This is a genomic window from Mesorhizobium sp. M0088 (assembly GCF_040322895.1).
In the GTDB taxonomy this organism is placed as follows: Bacteria; Pseudomonadota; Alphaproteobacteria; order Rhizobiales; family Rhizobiaceae; genus Mesorhizobium.
On sequence record NZ_JAMYUI010000001.1, the window covers coordinates 213,627 to 229,373 of the forward strand.

The window sequence follows — 15,747 nt, forward strand, 5'->3', positions numbered from 1 at the left end:
GCAGGCATGGTGACTGACGAGGCGCGTGCGGCACTGGACGCCATTCCCATGCTGGCCGGCTACAGCGGGCCGCTGGAACGGCTGGGCGGCCTCACCAACCTCGTCTTCAAGGCCGGCGACTTCTGCCTGCGCATTCCCGGCAAGGGCACCGAGGAATACATCAACCGGGCCAACGAAGCAGTGGCTGCACGCGAAGCGGCAAAGGCAGGGGTCAGTCCCGAGGTGCTGCATGGCGACCCCGGCACCGGGGTGATGGTGACACGCTACATCGCCGGCGCCGAAACGATGTCGCCGGAGAAATTCCGGACACGTCCGGGCAGTCCGGCCCGCGCCGGCGAGGCCTTTCGCAAGCTGCACGATTCAGGCGCGGTGTTTCCCTTCCGCTTCGAATTGTTCGCGATGATCGACGATTACCTCAAGGTGCTGTCCACCAAGGAGGTCGCCCTGCCCGCCGGTTATCATGACGTGGTGCGCGACGCCGAGAGCGTGCGCTCGGCGCTGGCCGCCTATCCGCTGCCGCTCGTTGCCTGCCACTGCGATCCGCTGTGCGAGAACTTTCTCGATACCGGCGAGCGGATGTGGATCGTCGACTGGGAGTATTCGGGCATGAATGACCCACTCTGGGACCTTGGCGACCTCAGCGTGGAAGGCAAATTCGACACGGGGCAGGATGAGGAGATGATGCGCGCCTATTTCGGCGGCGAGGCCAAGCCGGCGGAGCGCGGCCGCATCGTCATCTACAAGGCGATGTGCGACCTGTTGTGGACGCTGTGGGGGCTGATCCAGCTCGCCAACAACAATCCGGTCGATGATTTCCGTGCCTATGCCGACGGGCGGTTCGCGCGCTGCAAGGCACTGATGGAGACGTCCGAGTTTTCACGGCATCTGGCGGCGATCCGCCGGGGGTGAGCCTGGACTAATTCACGCCCTTCGGAACGTTTTCGGGCGGCACCGTCGTCTCGACCACTTTCTGGCGATGGAAGATGAACAGGCCGGCGAGAACGACGATGCCCGAGCCGATCAGGATGCGCGGACCGGGAACGTCGCCGAAGAATACCAGCCCGAACACCACCGCCCACAGCAGCAGCGTGTAGTGCAGCGGCGCCAGCGTCGAGGCCGGCGCCAGCTTGAGCGCCCTGGTGATCATCAGATGCGCGCCGCAGGAGACGATGCCGAGCAGCAGCATGGCGCCGAGATCGAGCGCCGACGGCGTCTGCCAGGCGCCGATGCTCAGCACGCCGCCGACCAGCAGCGTGCCGATGGTCTGCCATGTCACCAGATTGGTGTCGCTGGTGCCGCGCAGGCGGCGGTTGAGGATGATGGCGAAGGCGAAGGAGATACTGCCTACCAGCGCAAAGCCCGATGACAGAGAGAACGCCGCCGAGGACGGTTTCAGCATGATCAGCACACCGCAGAAGCCGAGCAGGATCGCCATCCAGCGGCGCCAGCCGACCTTTTCGCCAAGCAGGAGGTGCGAGAGTGCCGCGACATAGATCGGCCCGGCCATGTAGAAGCTCATCACATCGGCAAGCGGCAGATGGATCACCGCGGCGTAGAAGAGCGCGGTGTCGAGTGTCGTCATCACCACCCGCAGCAGCTGCAGCTCCAGGCGTTCCATGCGAAACAGCTTGGCCGGGCCCTGGTTGGCGATCATCGGGCCGAGCACGAAGAAGGCGCCAATGGAGCGGATCAGCACCACCTGGCCGACGGAGAAGCTGGCGACCAGCCACTTGCCCATGGCGTCGTTCAGCGCAAACAGGAAGTCGCCGGCCAGCATCAGCAGAATACCGGCCAAAAGCACATTCCTGATCGTTGAATTCTGCGCCACGGGCTGCGTCATGCCGATCCCGATTCCTCCCTGGTAAGCCGGGTCGTAGACGGAAGCGGCTGCCTTGACGAGGAGAATTCGGGCGATGGGTAAGACCAGCGCCGGGAATCGGCTGTATCTAGCTGGATATGTGCCGCCGGTTCACCATTCCCGGCCTTCCGTCGACGGACAGCCTGGTTTCCTGCTTCGTCCGCTCCGCCACCACCTTGCCCCTGGCGATGACGCACAGGCGCTCGGCGCGCAGCCGCAGGGCTTCGACCGGATTGCCGGCATCGAGGACGACCAGGCTGGCGCGCTTGCCGACCGCCAGGCCGAGATGATCGAGGCCCATGATCGCGGCATTGACGTTGGTGACCATGTCGAAGCAGCGCGCCATCTCGGCCGGGCTCGACATCTGAGCAACGTGCAGACCCATGAAGGCGACATCGAGCATGTCGGCGGTACCAAGCGAATACCAGGGATCGAGCACGCAATCCTGACCCCAGCCGACGCGAATGCCGAGCGCCAGCATTTCCTTGACCCGAGTCAGGCCGCGGCGCTTCGGAAAGGTGTCGTGGCGGCCCTGCAGCATGATGTTGATCAGCGGATTGGGAATGACCGAGACGCCGGCCTCGGCGATCAGCGGCAGCAGCTTCGAGACGTAGTAATTGTCCATCGAATGCATCGATGTGAGATGCGAGCCGGCCACCTTGTTTTGCAGACCAAGGCGCTGCGTCTCATAGGCAAGCTGTTCGATGTGACGCGACAGCGGGTCGTCGGTCTCGTCGCAATGCAGGTCGACCATCAGGCCGCGTTTGGCCGCGATCTCGCACAGCTCCGTTACCGAACGCGTGCCGTCGGCCATGGTGCGCTCGAAATGCGGGATGCCGCCGACAATGTCGACGCCCATGTCGAGCGCGCGAATGGTGTTTTCACGCGCCGATGGAGCGCGATAAAACCCGTCCTGCGGGAAGGAGACCAGTTGCAGGTCGATATAGGGGGCGACCGTCTTCTTGACCTCGAGCAGCGCCTCGACCGCCAGCAGCCTGTCATCGCAGACATCGACATGGGTGCGGATGGCGAGCAGGCCCATCGACACCGCCCAGTCGCAATAGGCCAATGCGCGATCACGCACCGCCTCATGCGTCAAAAGCGGCTTCAACTCGCCCCATAGCGAAATGCCTTCGAGCAGCGTACCCGACGCGTTGATGCGCGGAATGCCGTATGAGAGCGTCGCGTCCATGTGGAAATGCGGATCGACGAAGGGCGGCGAGACCAGATTGCCACGGGCGTCGACCTCGGTTCGCGCGGAACCCTGCATAACGGGCTCGATCGCCGCGATCGTCTCACCGCTGATGCCTATGTCGGCAACCCTGCCATCAGGCAGCGTGCCGCCGCGAACGATAAGGTCGAAATCCATCTGTCGTCATCCCGTCAAAAGAATCATCTGATATAGCCGAGGCTGAAAATCGCATCCCGTCGATGCCGCTTGCAACAGCGGTTTGTCCGCGGCGGCCGCGGATGGTTCCATCCGGCCGCAACTCCCTCTATAAGCCGCCTTCGTTGTCCCGGTTTCAAGGATCCGCCGTTTGTTTCGTTTCTTCCGCTCGACGGAAAACCAGCGCCTCGTTGCGAGGCTGATCCGGGAATCCTTTTATCAGCACAGGTTTGGCTACGGCGCCGCGATCTTGTCGATGCTTGTGGTGGCCGCCACGACCGGCGCCAGCGCCTGGATTCTCAAAGAGATCACCGACGAATTCGTGGTCTTCAAGCGGATTGACCGCGTCAATCTGATTGCGGCGGGGGTCGCCACGATCTTCATTCTCAAGGGTCTCGCCAACTTCATCCAGGCTTATTTCATGAGCCGGGTCGGCAACGCCATCATCGCCGATCGCCAGCGCAAGATCTACGACCGAATCCTGGCGCAAGGCATCGAATTCTACCATTCGACCTCGTCGTCCGACCTGATCACACGCATGACCAACAATGCGCAGGCAGCGCGCAACGTGCTCGACCTCGTTGTCACGTCCTATGTGCGCGACCTGTTGTCGCTGGCTGTCCTGGTAGGAGTCATGGTCTGGCAGCAGCCAGCCTTGTCCATAATCTGCTTCGTCGTCGGCCCTTTGGCTATCTACGGGGTCAACCGCATCCTCAAACGTGTTCGCAAGTTCGCCGCGATGGAGTTTCGCTCGGTCGGCCAGATCGTGCAGGTGATGCAGGAAACGGCAATCGGTGTGCGCGTCGTCAAATCCTTCAACCTCGAAGGCGCAATGCGCAACCGCATGTACAAGGCTGTGTCGGACGTCGAGAACCGGGCCAACAACATCGCGACGCTGGAGGCTGCGACAAGCCCGGTGATGGAGACGCTAGCCGGGCTAGCAATTGCCGGGGCCATCTTCGTCAGCGGCTTCCTGGTCTTGCAGGGCGGCCAGATGCCGGGAAACATCATGGCCTTCATCGGGGCGCTCCTGTTTGCCTATGAGCCGGCAAAGCGCCTTGCGCGCGTGCGCATATCGCTGGAAAGCGGTATTGTCGGCGTGCGCATGATGTTCGAGCTCGCCGACCAGCCGCTGACTCTGGTGGAGAAGCCCGACGCGAAGCCGCTTCTGGCCGGACCGGGCGAGATCCGGTTCGACGCCGTCGACTTCGCTTATCAGAACGGGCCGCCGGTGCTGGACAGGTTCGATCTGACGCTTGCGCCCGGCAAGATGACGGCGCTGGTCGGGCCTTCCGGCGGCGGCAAGTCGACGATTCTAAACCTGATCATGCGCATGTACGACCCGAAGAGCGGCAAGGTGCTGTTCGATGGTCAGGATATTTCCCATGCGACGCTCGCATCGCTGCGGGAAAAGATCGCCTATGTCAGCCAGGACACGTTCCTGTTTGCCGGCACCATCATGCACAACATCCGGCTTGGGCGCGAGGGTGCGACCGACGAAGAGGTGATCGCCGCCGCCAAGGCGGCCAACGCCCATGACTTCATCAGCGCGCAGGCGAAAGGCTACGAGACGGATGTCGGCGAGAATGGCGGCCTGCTATCGGGCGGCCAACGCCAACGGATCTCGATCGCACGCGCCATGCTGCGCAATGCCGAGATCCTTCTGCTGGACGAAGCGACCAGCGCGCTCGACGCCGAATCGGAAGCACTGTTCCGCGACGCGCTGCAGCAATTGACGGAAGGCCGCACGACGATCGTTATCGCGCACCGTCTGTCGACCGTGCACCAGGCTGACACGATCGTGGTGCTCGAAGCCGGCAAGGTGGTGGAAAGCGGCCCGCACAAGACCTTGCTCAAGCAAGGCGGGCTCTACCAGAAGCTGTATGAGTATCAGTTGATGCCGTGATGGTGTTCCGGATGTTGGAGCCAGGCCCCCTCATCCGGCCCTTCGGGCCACCTTCTCCCCGAGGGGAGAAGAGATCGTCAGCGCCGGCGCCAGCCTCTTCTCCCCAGCGGGGAGAAGGTGGCCGCGTAGCGGCCGGATGAGGGGGCCTGGGCGCGAACCTTATTCCGGCACAAACCTGACCGCGCCCTTGGCCGCGCTGGTCGCCATGGCGGCATAGGCGCGCAAGGCGGTCGTCACCTTGCGCTTGCGCTTTTCCTCTGGCTTCCAGGCCAGGGCGCCCCTGGCCTCCATCGCCGCCCGGCGCGCAGCGAGCTCCGCGTCATCGACAGCAAGGCGGATGCTGCGGTTCGGGATGTCGATCTCGATCGTATCGCCCTCCTGCACCAGCCCGATTAGCCCGCCTTCGGCGGCTTCCGGCGACGCATGGCCGATCGACAGGCCCGAGGTGCCGCCGGAGAAGCGGCCGTCGGTGACCAGAGCGCAGGCCTTGCCGAGCCCTTTCGACTTCAGATAGCTGGTTGGATAAAGCATTTCCTGCATGCCTGGGCCGCCGCGCGGCCCTTCATAGCGGATGACGACCACATCGCCGGCCTTGATCTCGTTCGACAGGATCGCCTTGACGCTGGAATCCTGGCTTTCGAACACGCGGGCCGGGCCGGTGAACTTCAGGATCGATTCATCGACGCCGGCCGTCTTCACGATGCAGCCGTCGAGCGCCAGATTGCCTTTCAGCACGGCGAGGCCGCCATCCTTGGAAAAGGGATGTTCGGTCGAGCGGATGACGCCTTTCTCGCGGTCGAGATCGAGTTCGTCCCAGCGGCGGTCCTGGCTGAAAGCGTCCTGTGTCGGCACGCCACCAGGGGCGGCGAGGAAGAAATCGCGCACACTCTGGCTGGTCGTGCGAGAAATATCCCAATGGTCGAGCGCTTCGCCCAGCGTTCGCGTGTGCACCGTCGGCAGGTCGCGGTTGAGCAGGCCGGCATTGTCGAGCTGGCCGAGGATGGCCATGATGCCGCCGGCGCGGTGCACGTCTTCCATGTGCACGTCGGACTTGGCCGGAGCAACCTTGCACAGCACCGGCACCTTGCGCGACAGCGCGTCGATGTCGTCCTGATCGAAATCGATTTCGCCCTCATGCGCGGCGGCGAGAATGTGCAGCACGGTGTTGGTCGAGCCACCCATGGCGATGTCGAGCGTCATGGCGTTCTCGAACGCACCTTTGGAGGCGATGTTGCGCGGCAGCGCGGTTTCGTCGTCCTGCTCGTAATAGCGCTGGGCGAGATCGACGATCAGGTGGCCGGCCTCGACGAACAGCCGCTTGCGGTCGGCATGCGTGGCCAGCGTCGAGCCGTTGCCGGGCAATGAAAGGCCCAGCGCCTCGGTCAGGCAATTCATCGAATTGGCGGTGAACATGCCCGAGCAGGAGCCGCAGGTCGGGCAGGCCGAGCGCTCGATGACCTTGACGTCCTCGTCGGAAATTCTGTCGTCGGCCGCCGCCACCATGGCATCGACCAGGTCGAGAGCCTGCGTCTTGCCGGCGAGCACCACCTTGCCGGCTTCCATCGGACCGCCGGAAACGAAGACGGTAGGGATGTTGAGGCGCAACGATGCCATCAGCATGCCGGGCGTGATCTTGTCGCAATTGGAGATGCAGACCATGGCGTCGGCACAGTGAGCGTTGACCATGTATTCGACGGAATCGGCGATCAGCTCGCGCGACGGTAGCGAATAGAGCATGCCGTCATGGCCCATGGCGATGCCGTCGTCGACGGCGATGGTGTTGAATTCCTTGGCGACGCCGCCGGCCTTCTCGATCTCGCGCGCGACCAACTGGCCGAGATCCTTCAGATGGACATGGCCCGGCACGAACTGGGTGAAGGAGTTGACCACCGCGATGATCGGCTTGCCGAAATCGCTGTCCTTCATGCCGGTGGCGCGCCAGAGGCCGCGAGCGCCGGCCATGTTGCGGCCATGGGTGGTGGTGCGGGAGCGATAGGCAGGCATGTTTTTTCCTTGGTGGCTGGCCGCAGCCAGGCATGGCGCGGCGGAGCTGAATTCGGACCGCAGGCGTTATAGACGCGCAAGCCCGGTCTGGCCACAATTTTGCGATGCGCCAGATTCTCTCAAAAAAATGCGTGGCACTGTCGGATGGCGCACTGCATGCCCGTCCTTGGGCAGACGACATGGAAATGGCACCGCGTTCGGAGTCAGCCGTTTCGCCGTAACGCAACCAAAACAACCCGAGGAGCACGACATGCAAAAGATCACCACCTGCCTGTGGTTCGACGGCCAGGCCGAAGAGGCCATGAATTTCTACGTCTCCATCTTCAAGAATTCGAAGGTGCTGAGCGTAATGCGCTGGCCCGAAGGCCACGCCAATGAAGGCAAGGTGCTGGTGACCACGTTCGAACTCGACGGGGTGCAATTCCAGGCGCTCAATGGTGGACCGCAGTTCAAGCACACCGAGGCGATGTCGCAGTCGATCGACTGCAAGACGCAGGAAGAGGTGGATTACTTCTGGGACAAGCTCATCGAAGGTGGCGGCCAACCGTCGCAATGCAGCTGGCTGAAGGATAAATTCGGCGTCTCCTGGCAGGTTGTGCCGGAGCAGCTGCCGCGCCTGCTGCTGGATCCGGACCGGGCCAAGGCCGGCCGCGTGATGTCGGCGATGATGCAGATGAGCAAGATCGACATCGCCAGGATCGAGGAAGCGGCGAGAGGATAGTCGAGGGTCGGCGCTGCCCCTCATCCGCCCTTCGGGCACCTTCTCCCCGTGAACGGGGAGAAGGGAAAACTGGCGCCTACGCCGCCTTGTCGCGGACCTGATAGTCCTTGATCGTGGCAAACTTGATCGCCTTCCAGCGTTCCGCTTCGTAGTTCAGCGAGAAAGCGTGCTGGGCGAGGAACACCGGATCATTGTCGAGGTCGCGGGCGATGTCACCGCGATGCGCCTCGATGAAGCGAAGCGTCTCGGCTTTGTCGTCGGCCGATATCCAGCGGCACACTGAAAACCGCGACATCTCGAATTCGACCGGCAGCGTGTATTCGAAGTTCAGCCGTTCCTTCAGCACGTCGAGCTGCAGCGCGCCGACGACGCCGACGATGGCCGGCGAGCCATCCTCCGGCGAAAACAGCTGCACGACGCCCTCCTCTGCCATCTGGTGCAGCGCTTCCTTGAGTTTTTTCGCCTTCATCGCGTCGCCGAGGCGCACACGACGCAGGATTTCCGGGGCGAAATTCGGAACGCCGCGGAACAGTATCTCCTCGCCTTCGGTCAGCGTGTCGCCGATGCGCAGCGTGCCATGGTTGGGGATGCCGACGACATCACCGGCAAAAGCCTCGTCAGCGGTGACGCGGGTCCGGGCAAAGAAGAACTGCGGCGCCGACAACGACATCGGTTTTCCCGTGCGCACCAGCTTGGCCTTCATGCCGCGCTCGAGCTTGCCCGAACAGACACGGACGAAGGCGATGCGGTCGCGGTGATTGGGATCCATGTTGGCCTGGATCTTGAAGACGAAGGACGTCATCCTCTCTTCGGTCGCCTCGACCTTGCGGGTGTCCGCCTCCTGCGCGCGCGGCGGCGGTCCAAAAGCGCCGAGTGCCTCGATCAGGTCGCGCACGCCATAATTGCGCAGCGCCGAACCGAAATAGACCGGCGTCAGATGGCCCTCGCGGAAGGCTTCTATATCAAGGGGTCTGCACGCTTCTCGCGCGAGCTCCAGTTCCTCGATGAAGGCTTCGCGCTCGTTTTCCGGCAGCAGGCCGGCGACGCGGTTGGAAGCGGGACCGTTGACCGGCGTGCGTTCTTTCTCCGCGTCGCCCCTGCGCACGGCATTCAGCGCCAGATGATAGGTGCCGGCAAAATTCTTGCCGCGGCCGATCGGCCAGGTGACGGGGGCAGTATCCAGCGCCAGCTTCTGTTCGATCTCGTCCAAAATCTCGAACGGATCGCGGCTTTCGCGGTCCATCTTGTTGATGAAGGTGATGATCGGAATGTCGCGCAGCCGGCAGACTTCGAACAGTTTCAGTGTGCGCGGCTCGATGCCCTTGGCGGCATCGATGACCATGACCGCCGAGTCGACCGCCGACAGCGTGCGGTAGGTGTCGTCGGCGAAATCCTCGTGGCCGGGCGTGTCGAGCAGGTTGAAGACATTGTCCTCATACTCGAAGGTCATCACCGAGGTGACGACCGAGATGCCGCGCTCGCGCTCGATCTTCATCCAGTCGGACCGCGTCTGGATCTTGTCCTTCTTGGCCTTGACCTCGCCGGCGAGCTGGATGGCGCCGCCGAACAGCAGCAGCTTTTCGGTGAGCGTCGTCTTGCCGGCGTCCGGGTGCGCGATGATCGCGAAGGTGCGGCGGCGCGCCACTTCTTCTTCTATTGCTTCGGGCATTCTCTGGGATTTCCGTGTGACAGGCCGGGCTTCTAGCAGCGCAGTGCCGGCCTGTCGACCGGTCCGGCGGCTCGGGCGCTGCTGATCGCCGCCTCACCGTCAGAGCATACAGCTCAGTCGTGCTGTGGCTCCGGCCAGTGCATTGCCGCATATTTTACGCTGCGCGATGTTGGCAAGCGGCTGCCGGGATGGCACTGGATGAACATCCCTCCGGATGACGAGGCAGAGGAGCAAGCATGACTGCGGCGAAACAAGTAATCGTCATCGGCGCCGGCATCATCGGTGCCTCCACCGCCTGGCATCTGAGCAGAGCGGGTGCGCAAGTGACGGTGATTGCCGACAGTGCTGCCGGTGGGGTGGCGACGCCAAATTCGTTCGCCTGGATCAACGCCAGCTGGGGCAATCCGGAGCCCTATTTCCGGCTGCGCACCCGCGCGATGGCCGAATGGTCGCGGCTGGCGCAGGACCTGCCCGACCTGCCGCTGAGCTGGTGCGGCGGCCTGTGCTGGGACTTACCGGCGGCCGACATGGAAACCTACGCCACGGAACATTCCGCCTGGGGCTATGGCATCAGCCAAGTCGACCGCGCCGGTGCAGCGCGCATCGAGCCCAATCTCACCGAGCTTCCGGATTTTGCCCTGCATGTTGCCGAAGAAGGTGTCGCAGAGCCCGTGGCCGCCGTCCGTGCCCTATTGGCAGACGCGAAGCGACATGGCGCGAAGACCATCTCCAGCACGGTGACGGCCCTGGTCCAGACCGGCGGCAGGATCACCGGTGTCGACACATCGCATGGCCTGATTGCATCGGACGAGGTGGTGGTCGCGGCCGGCGTTGGCTCGCCGGAGATCGCCGCGACCGCCGGGATCAACCTGCCGATCGAAACGCCGCCCGGCCTGATCGTCCATTCGCGACCGCACGAAAAGCTGCTCAACGGGCTGGTGCTGGCCGAGCGGCTGCACATGCGCCAGACGGCGGAAGGCCGCATCATCGCCGGCTCGGATTTCGGCGGCGCCGATCCGGGCATGGATGCCGAAGCCACCGCCCACGCCCTGTTTGCGGCCATGAAGGCCATGCTGCGCGACAGCGATGGGTTGGAACTCGATTTCCACACGGTCGGCTACCGGCCGACGCCGATCGACGGCTTTCCGATCATTGGCCGCGCCGAGGGCTTGGACGGTGTCTATGTCGCCGTCATGCATTCCGGCATCACGTTGGCGCCGGCCATCGGCCTGTTCGCCGCTCGGGAAATCCTCGACGGCGAGCGCGACCCCTTACTTGCCCCTTATGGATTGTCGCGTTTCGCTCAATAGGCGGGCGGACGCCGAAAGCCGCCGGTCAGTGGTTCGATTGCCCTGGCGATGCCGAGCAGCTGTGACTCCGACCAGCGTTTGCCGACCAGTTGCAAGCCGATCGGCAAGCCCTCGCTGCCCTGTCCGCATGGGATGGAAAGCGCCGGATGGCCGCTGTAGTTGAAGACGGCGCCATAGGCCGGCAGCATCCAGTAGCTCTGCTCCTTGCCGTCGACCGTGATCGGCGTGCCCGGCTCGCAATGCGGGAAGGCGGAAGTCATGGCGACCGGGCAGAGCAGCGCGTCATGGTTTTCGAAAAACCGGTCCCAGGCGAGAATGGACCTGTCGCGGCGGGCGAGTGCCTCGAACCAGCGCGAGACCGGTGTCGGCTCCTCCGGCGACTCCGGCTGGGCGGCCTCCAGCATCATGCCGATCAGCGCGCCGCCCTGCTCCAGATCGTGGTGCAGATCGAGTTTCGGCAGTTTTGCCTCCTCAACGAGGGCACCGGCCGATTGCAGCTGCCTTGCGAGGTTTTCGACCGCGGCGCTGATGTCGCCGGCCACCGGAAAGCCGGGAAAGGACGGCGCGAAGGCGATGCGCAATGTCCTAGGGTCGAGCTTCGGCATATCCTGGACCGGCACCGGAGCAAGATCGGTGTCGCTTCCATCCGGGCCGGCGATGATTTGATAAATCAGCGCCAAATCTTGCACGCTGCGCGCCAACGGCCCGAGGCAGGACATCAGCCGCACGCTGCGCGCGGCACCGCCGGGATCGGGGAAGGCACCGGCCAGCGAGACACGATGCTCCGTCGGCTTCAAGCCATAAACACCGCAAAAGGCGGCCGGCAGCCGGATCGAATCCTGCATGTCTGTGCCCACGTCGAACGGCGTCATCCCCAAGCAAATTGCCGCTGCCGCGCCTCCGCTGGAGCCTCCCGCCGTGCGCTGGAGATTCCATGGATTGTTGGTGCGGCCGAACAGCGGGTTGTTCGATTGCCAGTCCGAAAGCATGGCCGCGACATTGGTCTTGGCCATCAGCACGCCGCCGGCCGCTTTCAGTCTGATGACGACCGGGCTGTCCTGCTTGGCGACATAGTCGGCAAAGGGCGGGAAGCCGACCGTGGTCCTTATGCCTGACGTTTCGTGCATGTCTTTCAGCGTGAACGGCACGCCATGCAGAGATCCGAGTGCGGCGCCGCGCGCCTGGGCAGCGTCCGCCTTCTTGGCACGCTCGCGGGCGCCTTCCCTGTCGAGCGAGATGACGGCGTTCACCGCATGGTTGTGCGCATCGATTTGCGCCAGATAGGCGTCGAGTGCTTCCACGGCGGAGATTTTGCGCTTGGCGATGGCTGCAGCGAGATCGACGGTTGAGGAGAAGACGATGTCCATGAGGAATGCTCCGGCTTGGCCGCGCGTGCCTGACCAATTGGCGGAACGCGGCGCGATTTCAAGCGGAGTTGAGCATTCGGTATTCGCTAGTGCTTGATCGAAGTTGTACTGCCGATGTCGGCACTCTACGGCGCCCCCCTCTGGCCTGCCGGCCATCTCCCCCCTCAAGTGGGGAGATTGGATAGCGTCACGGCTTCGACAATCTTCAATGTTGCAAGAACGCGCGGTCGGCGAAACTGCCAATCTCCCCACTTGGGGGATGAGTCCGGCAGGACAGAGGGGGGCGCTGGCCCGCGACTTTGCAGCATTTGCGATCCGGCGAAGAAACTTACCCGACCAGCGCCAGCTTTGCCGCCGCTGGAGCAAACGGGCGAATGCTGATGCCGTCCCGCGTCATCGTGACAAAACTCGATGGCGGGATCGCTTGCCAGTCGCCGCCCTCGCGGTCGAACGGCTCGGACACGATGCAGCGGCCGCCGCCCTTGCGCAAGACGGAGGTGTAGAGCGTCGGCGCGTGGGCGTCGGTGGCATAGCGCACCGCATGCAGCGCCTGTCCATCCGAGAAGGCGGCGGTGAGCTTCAGCGCTGGTTCGAGGCCGGCGCGGCGCGAGGCTTCGAGCACGCGGCTAGTGGCGCGGGACACCGCGCCTTGCGGATCGCCGGCCAACCCTTCGTCGATCATCAGCAGGAAAAAGAGTTCGGAATCGGTGGTGCCTTCGCGCTGGTCGAAGACGGCGTCTGACAGCGAATTCTCCAGCGCGCGGCGGATCTTCTCGAAGCCGCCGATCTGGCCGTTGTGCATGAACGACCAGGCGCCGGAGATGAACGGATGGCAATTCATGCGGCTGGTGGCGCCGCCGGTGGACGCCCGTACATGGGCGAGGAACAGGCCGGATTTGATCTGCCGGCACAGGCTTTTCAGATTGGGATCGGACCAGGCCGGCAGGATATCGCGATAGAGACCCGGCTCCGGGCGGTCGCCATACCAGGCAAGGCCGAAGCCGTCGCCATTGGTCGGCGATTTCGCTTCCTGGGCGCAATGGCTCTGGGCGATCAGCGAGTGACAGGGCGCCGTGAGGATGTCTTCGAGAAAGACCGCTTCACCGAGATAGGCCGCCCACCGGCACATCGCTTCTGTCGTCCTCTAGGCGCGATCCATAAGAGCCGCAGGCTCCTTGATCGCGTGTGTGCCTCTGTTGTGCGTCCGCTCATAAAGCTCGCGAACGATTCGGCTGGCGGTAGTTTCAAACAGAAACGGCAAGAAAGCGTGAACGAGCGCGGCGCCCGCCGCCATCAACAGGCGCGACGAAAACCAGGCGGCAAAACCCATGTGGCTGAAATAGGTTTCGCCGACCTTGGCCGGATGAGAGGTGAAAATCTTGGCGACCGACATGCTGGTTCCCCTTCAGCGCTTCAAGTTCCTGATATGAGTATCCTGACACGCTTCGCCGGTTCATCGGTCTCAAAATGTCCTTGTATTTCGGTGATCCTTGGGACAAAAATCCCACATGACGCTGGAAATTGACGAAATCGACCGGAAATTGCTCACTGAGCTGCAACGCGACGGCACGCTGTCGGTCGACCAGCTGTCGGAACGGGTGGCGCTGTCGCGCAATGCCTGCTGGCGCCGAGTGAGGCGGCTGGAAGAGGCTGGTGTCATCACCGGCAGGGTGGCGCTGGTCGATGCCGAAAAGCTCGGGCTTGGCCTTTCCGTCTTCATCCTGATCCGCACGTCCAACCACGATCCGGAGTGGCTGCAGAAGTTCCGGGCGGCGGTGACCGGCTTTCCCGAAATCACCGGCGTCTACCGCATGTCCGGCGACCTCGATTATGTCTTGCGCGCCCGCGTCGCCGACGTGAAGGCCTATGACCGGCTCTACCAGCGGCTGATCGCCAAGGTGGCGCTGTCGGATGTGTCCGCTTCCTTCGTGATGGAGGAAATCAAGGAAACGACCGTCGTTCCGATGGAACTGCGGTAGTAGCGCTACGTTCGCGTTTGGCCGAAGCCTCCCCAACTTCGTCATACCAGGGCGGAGCAGCCGCGAAGCGGCGTCGCGGAGACCCTGGTATCCATGCCGTGACCTACCCAAGAGTGCAACGGCGCAGAACTCTGCACCGTCGTGACCCGTTGGAGTCGCGGCATGGATCCTCGGGTCTGCGCCGCGTCGCTACGCTCCTTGCTCGCCCGTGGATGACGAAGCATGGACGTTTTCGCCAATCACCAAGCATGCAATCCTTCAGCGCAACAAATCCATCAAAACTCCTGTGCCCGAAACCAGGTCACAGTGCCGCCCAAAAGAAAGCCGTTGATAGAATTACAGTCGAGTTGACCGAATCGCCGTTCGCGCCGATAGGATCGATTTTATGCGCGCAGCCCTTCAAACTCCCTCCGTCATCGGTCCGACCGTCGGCTTCGTCAGGTTGCCGCATGCTGAAGGACTTCCCCTTCCTGCTTATGAAAGCACCGGTGCCGCCGGCATGGATCTGCGCGCCGCGGTGCCCGAGGACCGGCCGCTGCTGATCCTGCCCGGAAAACGCGCTTTGGTGCCGACCGGGCTGATCCTGGAAATTCCGGAAGGCATGGAGGGTCAGGTTCGGCCGCGCTCGGGCCTTGCCTTCAAACATGGCCTAACCGTTCTGAACACGCCCGGCACCATCGACAGCGACTATCGCGGCGAGGTGAAGGTGCTGCTGATCAATCTCGGCGACGAGGACTTTGCCGTGACGCGCGGCATGCGCATCGCCCAGATCATCTTCGCTGCGGTGGCCCAGGCGACCGTGGAAGAGCGCAGTCTGGCCGGTGGTACGGCGCGTGGCGCGGGCGGGTTCGGATCGACCGGCACCGCCTGATGTCTGAACTGCCTAAGCTTGTCATCTTCGACTGCGACGGGATCCTGGTCGATACAGAGAATCTGGCCAATCGGCGTCTCGCCGAATGGCTGACCACTGCCGGCTATCCGACGAGCTTCGAATATTGCCGCAAGAATTTCTCCGGCCGCAGCATGGCGTCGGTGCAGAAAGAGATCGAAGAAGAGACCAGCGTCAGGCTCGGCGTCGATTTTGTCGATCGCTGGAATGCCGGCCTGCCGGACCTGTTCGCCCACGGCGTCGAAGCGATCCCCTACGTCCGCGAGTTCGTCGAAGCCGTGCGTTCAGCCGGTATCGCCTATTGCGTCGCCACCTCGGCCCGGGTGTCGAAGATGCACATCACACTTGGCCAGACCGGGCTGCTGCCGCTGTTCGAACACGCGATGTTTTCCTCGACCATGGTAAGCCGTGGCAAGCCGTTCCCGGACCTGTTCCTGCATGCGGCCAAGACCATGGGCTTCGCGCCTGCCGACTGCATCGTCATCGAGGACAGCGTCGCCGGCACGCAGGCCGGGATCGCCGCCGGCATGCGGGTGTTTTCCTACCATGCCGATCCCTATTCCGACCGCGCCGGCCTGATCCAGGCCGGCGGCATCCTGTTCGACGACATGCGCGAGCTGGCCGGGCTGGTGCCGATCCACTGACCTGATCTTCAGC

General features: G+C 63.4%; 14 protein-coding genes. 7 read left to right on the forward strand and 7 right to left on the reverse strand.

Features of this window, described 5'->3' with window-relative positions; genetic code table 11:
- Positions 1 to 6 precede the first annotated feature (6 nt).
- The gene (locus NKJ67_RS00990; protein WP_352580152.1) at positions 7 to 909 is read left to right on the forward strand and encodes a phosphotransferase; all 903 of its coding nucleotides are present in this window, start codon (positions 7 to 9) and stop codon (positions 907 to 909) included.
- 7 nt (positions 910 to 916) lie between these two features.
- On the opposite strand, the gene NKJ67_RS00995 is transcribed toward NKJ67_RS00990, so the two are convergent.
- The gene (locus NKJ67_RS00995; protein ID WP_352580153.1) at positions 917 to 1,840 is read right to left on the reverse strand and encodes a DMT family transporter; all 924 of its coding nucleotides are present in this window, start codon (positions 1,838 to 1,840) and stop codon (positions 917 to 919) included.
- A gap of 106 nt (positions 1,841 to 1,946) precedes the next feature.
- Complete coding sequence (locus tag NKJ67_RS01000; RefSeq protein ID WP_352580154.1) at positions 1,947 to 3,227, reverse strand: amidohydrolase family protein; 1,281 nt, start codon at positions 3,225 to 3,227, stop codon at positions 1,947 to 1,949.
- 169 nt (positions 3,228 to 3,396) lie between these two features.
- Here NKJ67_RS01000 and NKJ67_RS01005 point away from each other — a divergent pair, with 169 nt between their 5' ends.
- On the forward strand, positions 3,397 to 5,151 hold the full coding sequence (locus NKJ67_RS01005) for an ABC transporter ATP-binding protein (RefSeq protein WP_352580155.1): 1,755 nt from the start codon (positions 3,397 to 3,399) through the stop codon (positions 5,149 to 5,151).
- A 159-nt stretch (positions 5,152 to 5,310) separates the two neighbouring features.
- On the opposite strand, the gene ilvD is transcribed toward NKJ67_RS01005, so the two are convergent.
- Positions 5,311 to 7,155 (reverse strand): dihydroxy-acid dehydratase, encoded by a 1,845-nt coding sequence (gene ilvD, locus NKJ67_RS01010; RefSeq protein ID WP_352580156.1) that lies wholly within the window; start codon positions 7,153 to 7,155, stop codon positions 5,311 to 5,313.
- A 250-nt stretch (positions 7,156 to 7,405) separates the two neighbouring features.
- Between ilvD and NKJ67_RS01015 the strand changes: the two genes are divergently transcribed.
- Positions 7,406 to 7,876, forward strand: a complete 471-nt coding sequence (locus NKJ67_RS01015; protein WP_128310004.1) for a VOC family protein — start codon at positions 7,406 to 7,408, stop codon at positions 7,874 to 7,876.
- A gap of 76 nt (positions 7,877 to 7,952) precedes the next feature.
- Here NKJ67_RS01015 and NKJ67_RS01020 read toward each other — a convergent pair whose 3' ends face one another.
- On the reverse strand, positions 7,953 to 9,545 hold the full coding sequence (locus tag NKJ67_RS01020) for a peptide chain release factor 3 (RefSeq protein WP_352580157.1): 1,593 nt from the start codon (positions 9,543 to 9,545) through the stop codon (positions 7,953 to 7,955).
- A 236-nt stretch (positions 9,546 to 9,781) separates the two neighbouring features.
- Between NKJ67_RS01020 and NKJ67_RS01025 the strand changes: the two genes are divergently transcribed.
- Complete coding sequence (locus NKJ67_RS01025; protein WP_127266622.1) at positions 9,782 to 10,855, forward strand: NAD(P)/FAD-dependent oxidoreductase; 1,074 nt, start codon at positions 9,782 to 9,784, stop codon at positions 10,853 to 10,855.
- On the opposite strand, the gene NKJ67_RS01030 is transcribed toward NKJ67_RS01025, so the two are convergent.
- The 3 genes from NKJ67_RS01030 to NKJ67_RS01040 all read right to left on the reverse strand — a co-directional run bounded on the left by NKJ67_RS01030 (position 10,849) and on the right by NKJ67_RS01040 (position 13,615).
- Positions 10,849 to 12,222: an amidase gene (locus NKJ67_RS01030; protein WP_352580158.1), complete on the reverse strand. Its 1,374-nt coding sequence runs from the start codon at positions 12,220 to 12,222 to the stop codon at positions 10,849 to 10,851. The two genes, NKJ67_RS01025 and NKJ67_RS01030, sit on opposite strands and share 7 nt — an antisense overlap.
- Positions 12,223 to 12,550: 328 nt before the next feature.
- A complete protein-coding gene (locus NKJ67_RS01035; RefSeq protein WP_127266625.1) occupies positions 12,551 to 13,351 on the reverse strand; it encodes a class II glutamine amidotransferase in 801 nt (266 codons plus the stop codon).
- 15 nt (positions 13,352 to 13,366) lie between these two features.
- Entirely contained in the window at positions 13,367 to 13,615 is a 249-nt protein-coding gene (locus tag NKJ67_RS01040) for a DUF6356 family protein (RefSeq protein WP_127266626.1), read from the reverse strand.
- A 115-nt stretch (positions 13,616 to 13,730) separates the two neighbouring features.
- On the opposite strand from NKJ67_RS01040, the gene NKJ67_RS01045 reads away from it, so the two are divergent.
- The 3 genes from NKJ67_RS01045 (at position 13,731) to NKJ67_RS01055 (ending at position 15,734) form a co-directional block, all read left to right on the forward strand.
- Entirely contained in the window at positions 13,731 to 14,201 is a 471-nt protein-coding gene (locus tag NKJ67_RS01045; RefSeq protein ID WP_127266627.1) for an Lrp/AsnC family transcriptional regulator, read from the forward strand.
- A 385-nt stretch (positions 14,202 to 14,586) separates the two neighbouring features.
- The gene (gene dut, locus NKJ67_RS01050; RefSeq protein WP_128309672.1) at positions 14,587 to 15,072 is read left to right on the forward strand and encodes a dUTP diphosphatase; all 486 of its coding nucleotides are present in this window, start codon (positions 14,587 to 14,589) and stop codon (positions 15,070 to 15,072) included.
- Positions 15,072 to 15,734, forward strand: a complete 663-nt coding sequence (locus NKJ67_RS01055) for an HAD family hydrolase (RefSeq protein WP_292693527.1) — start codon at positions 15,072 to 15,074, stop codon at positions 15,732 to 15,734. The genes dut and NKJ67_RS01055 overlap by 1 nt, the downstream gene beginning before the upstream one ends.
- The last annotated feature ends 13 nt before the right edge of the window (positions 15,735 to 15,747 follow it).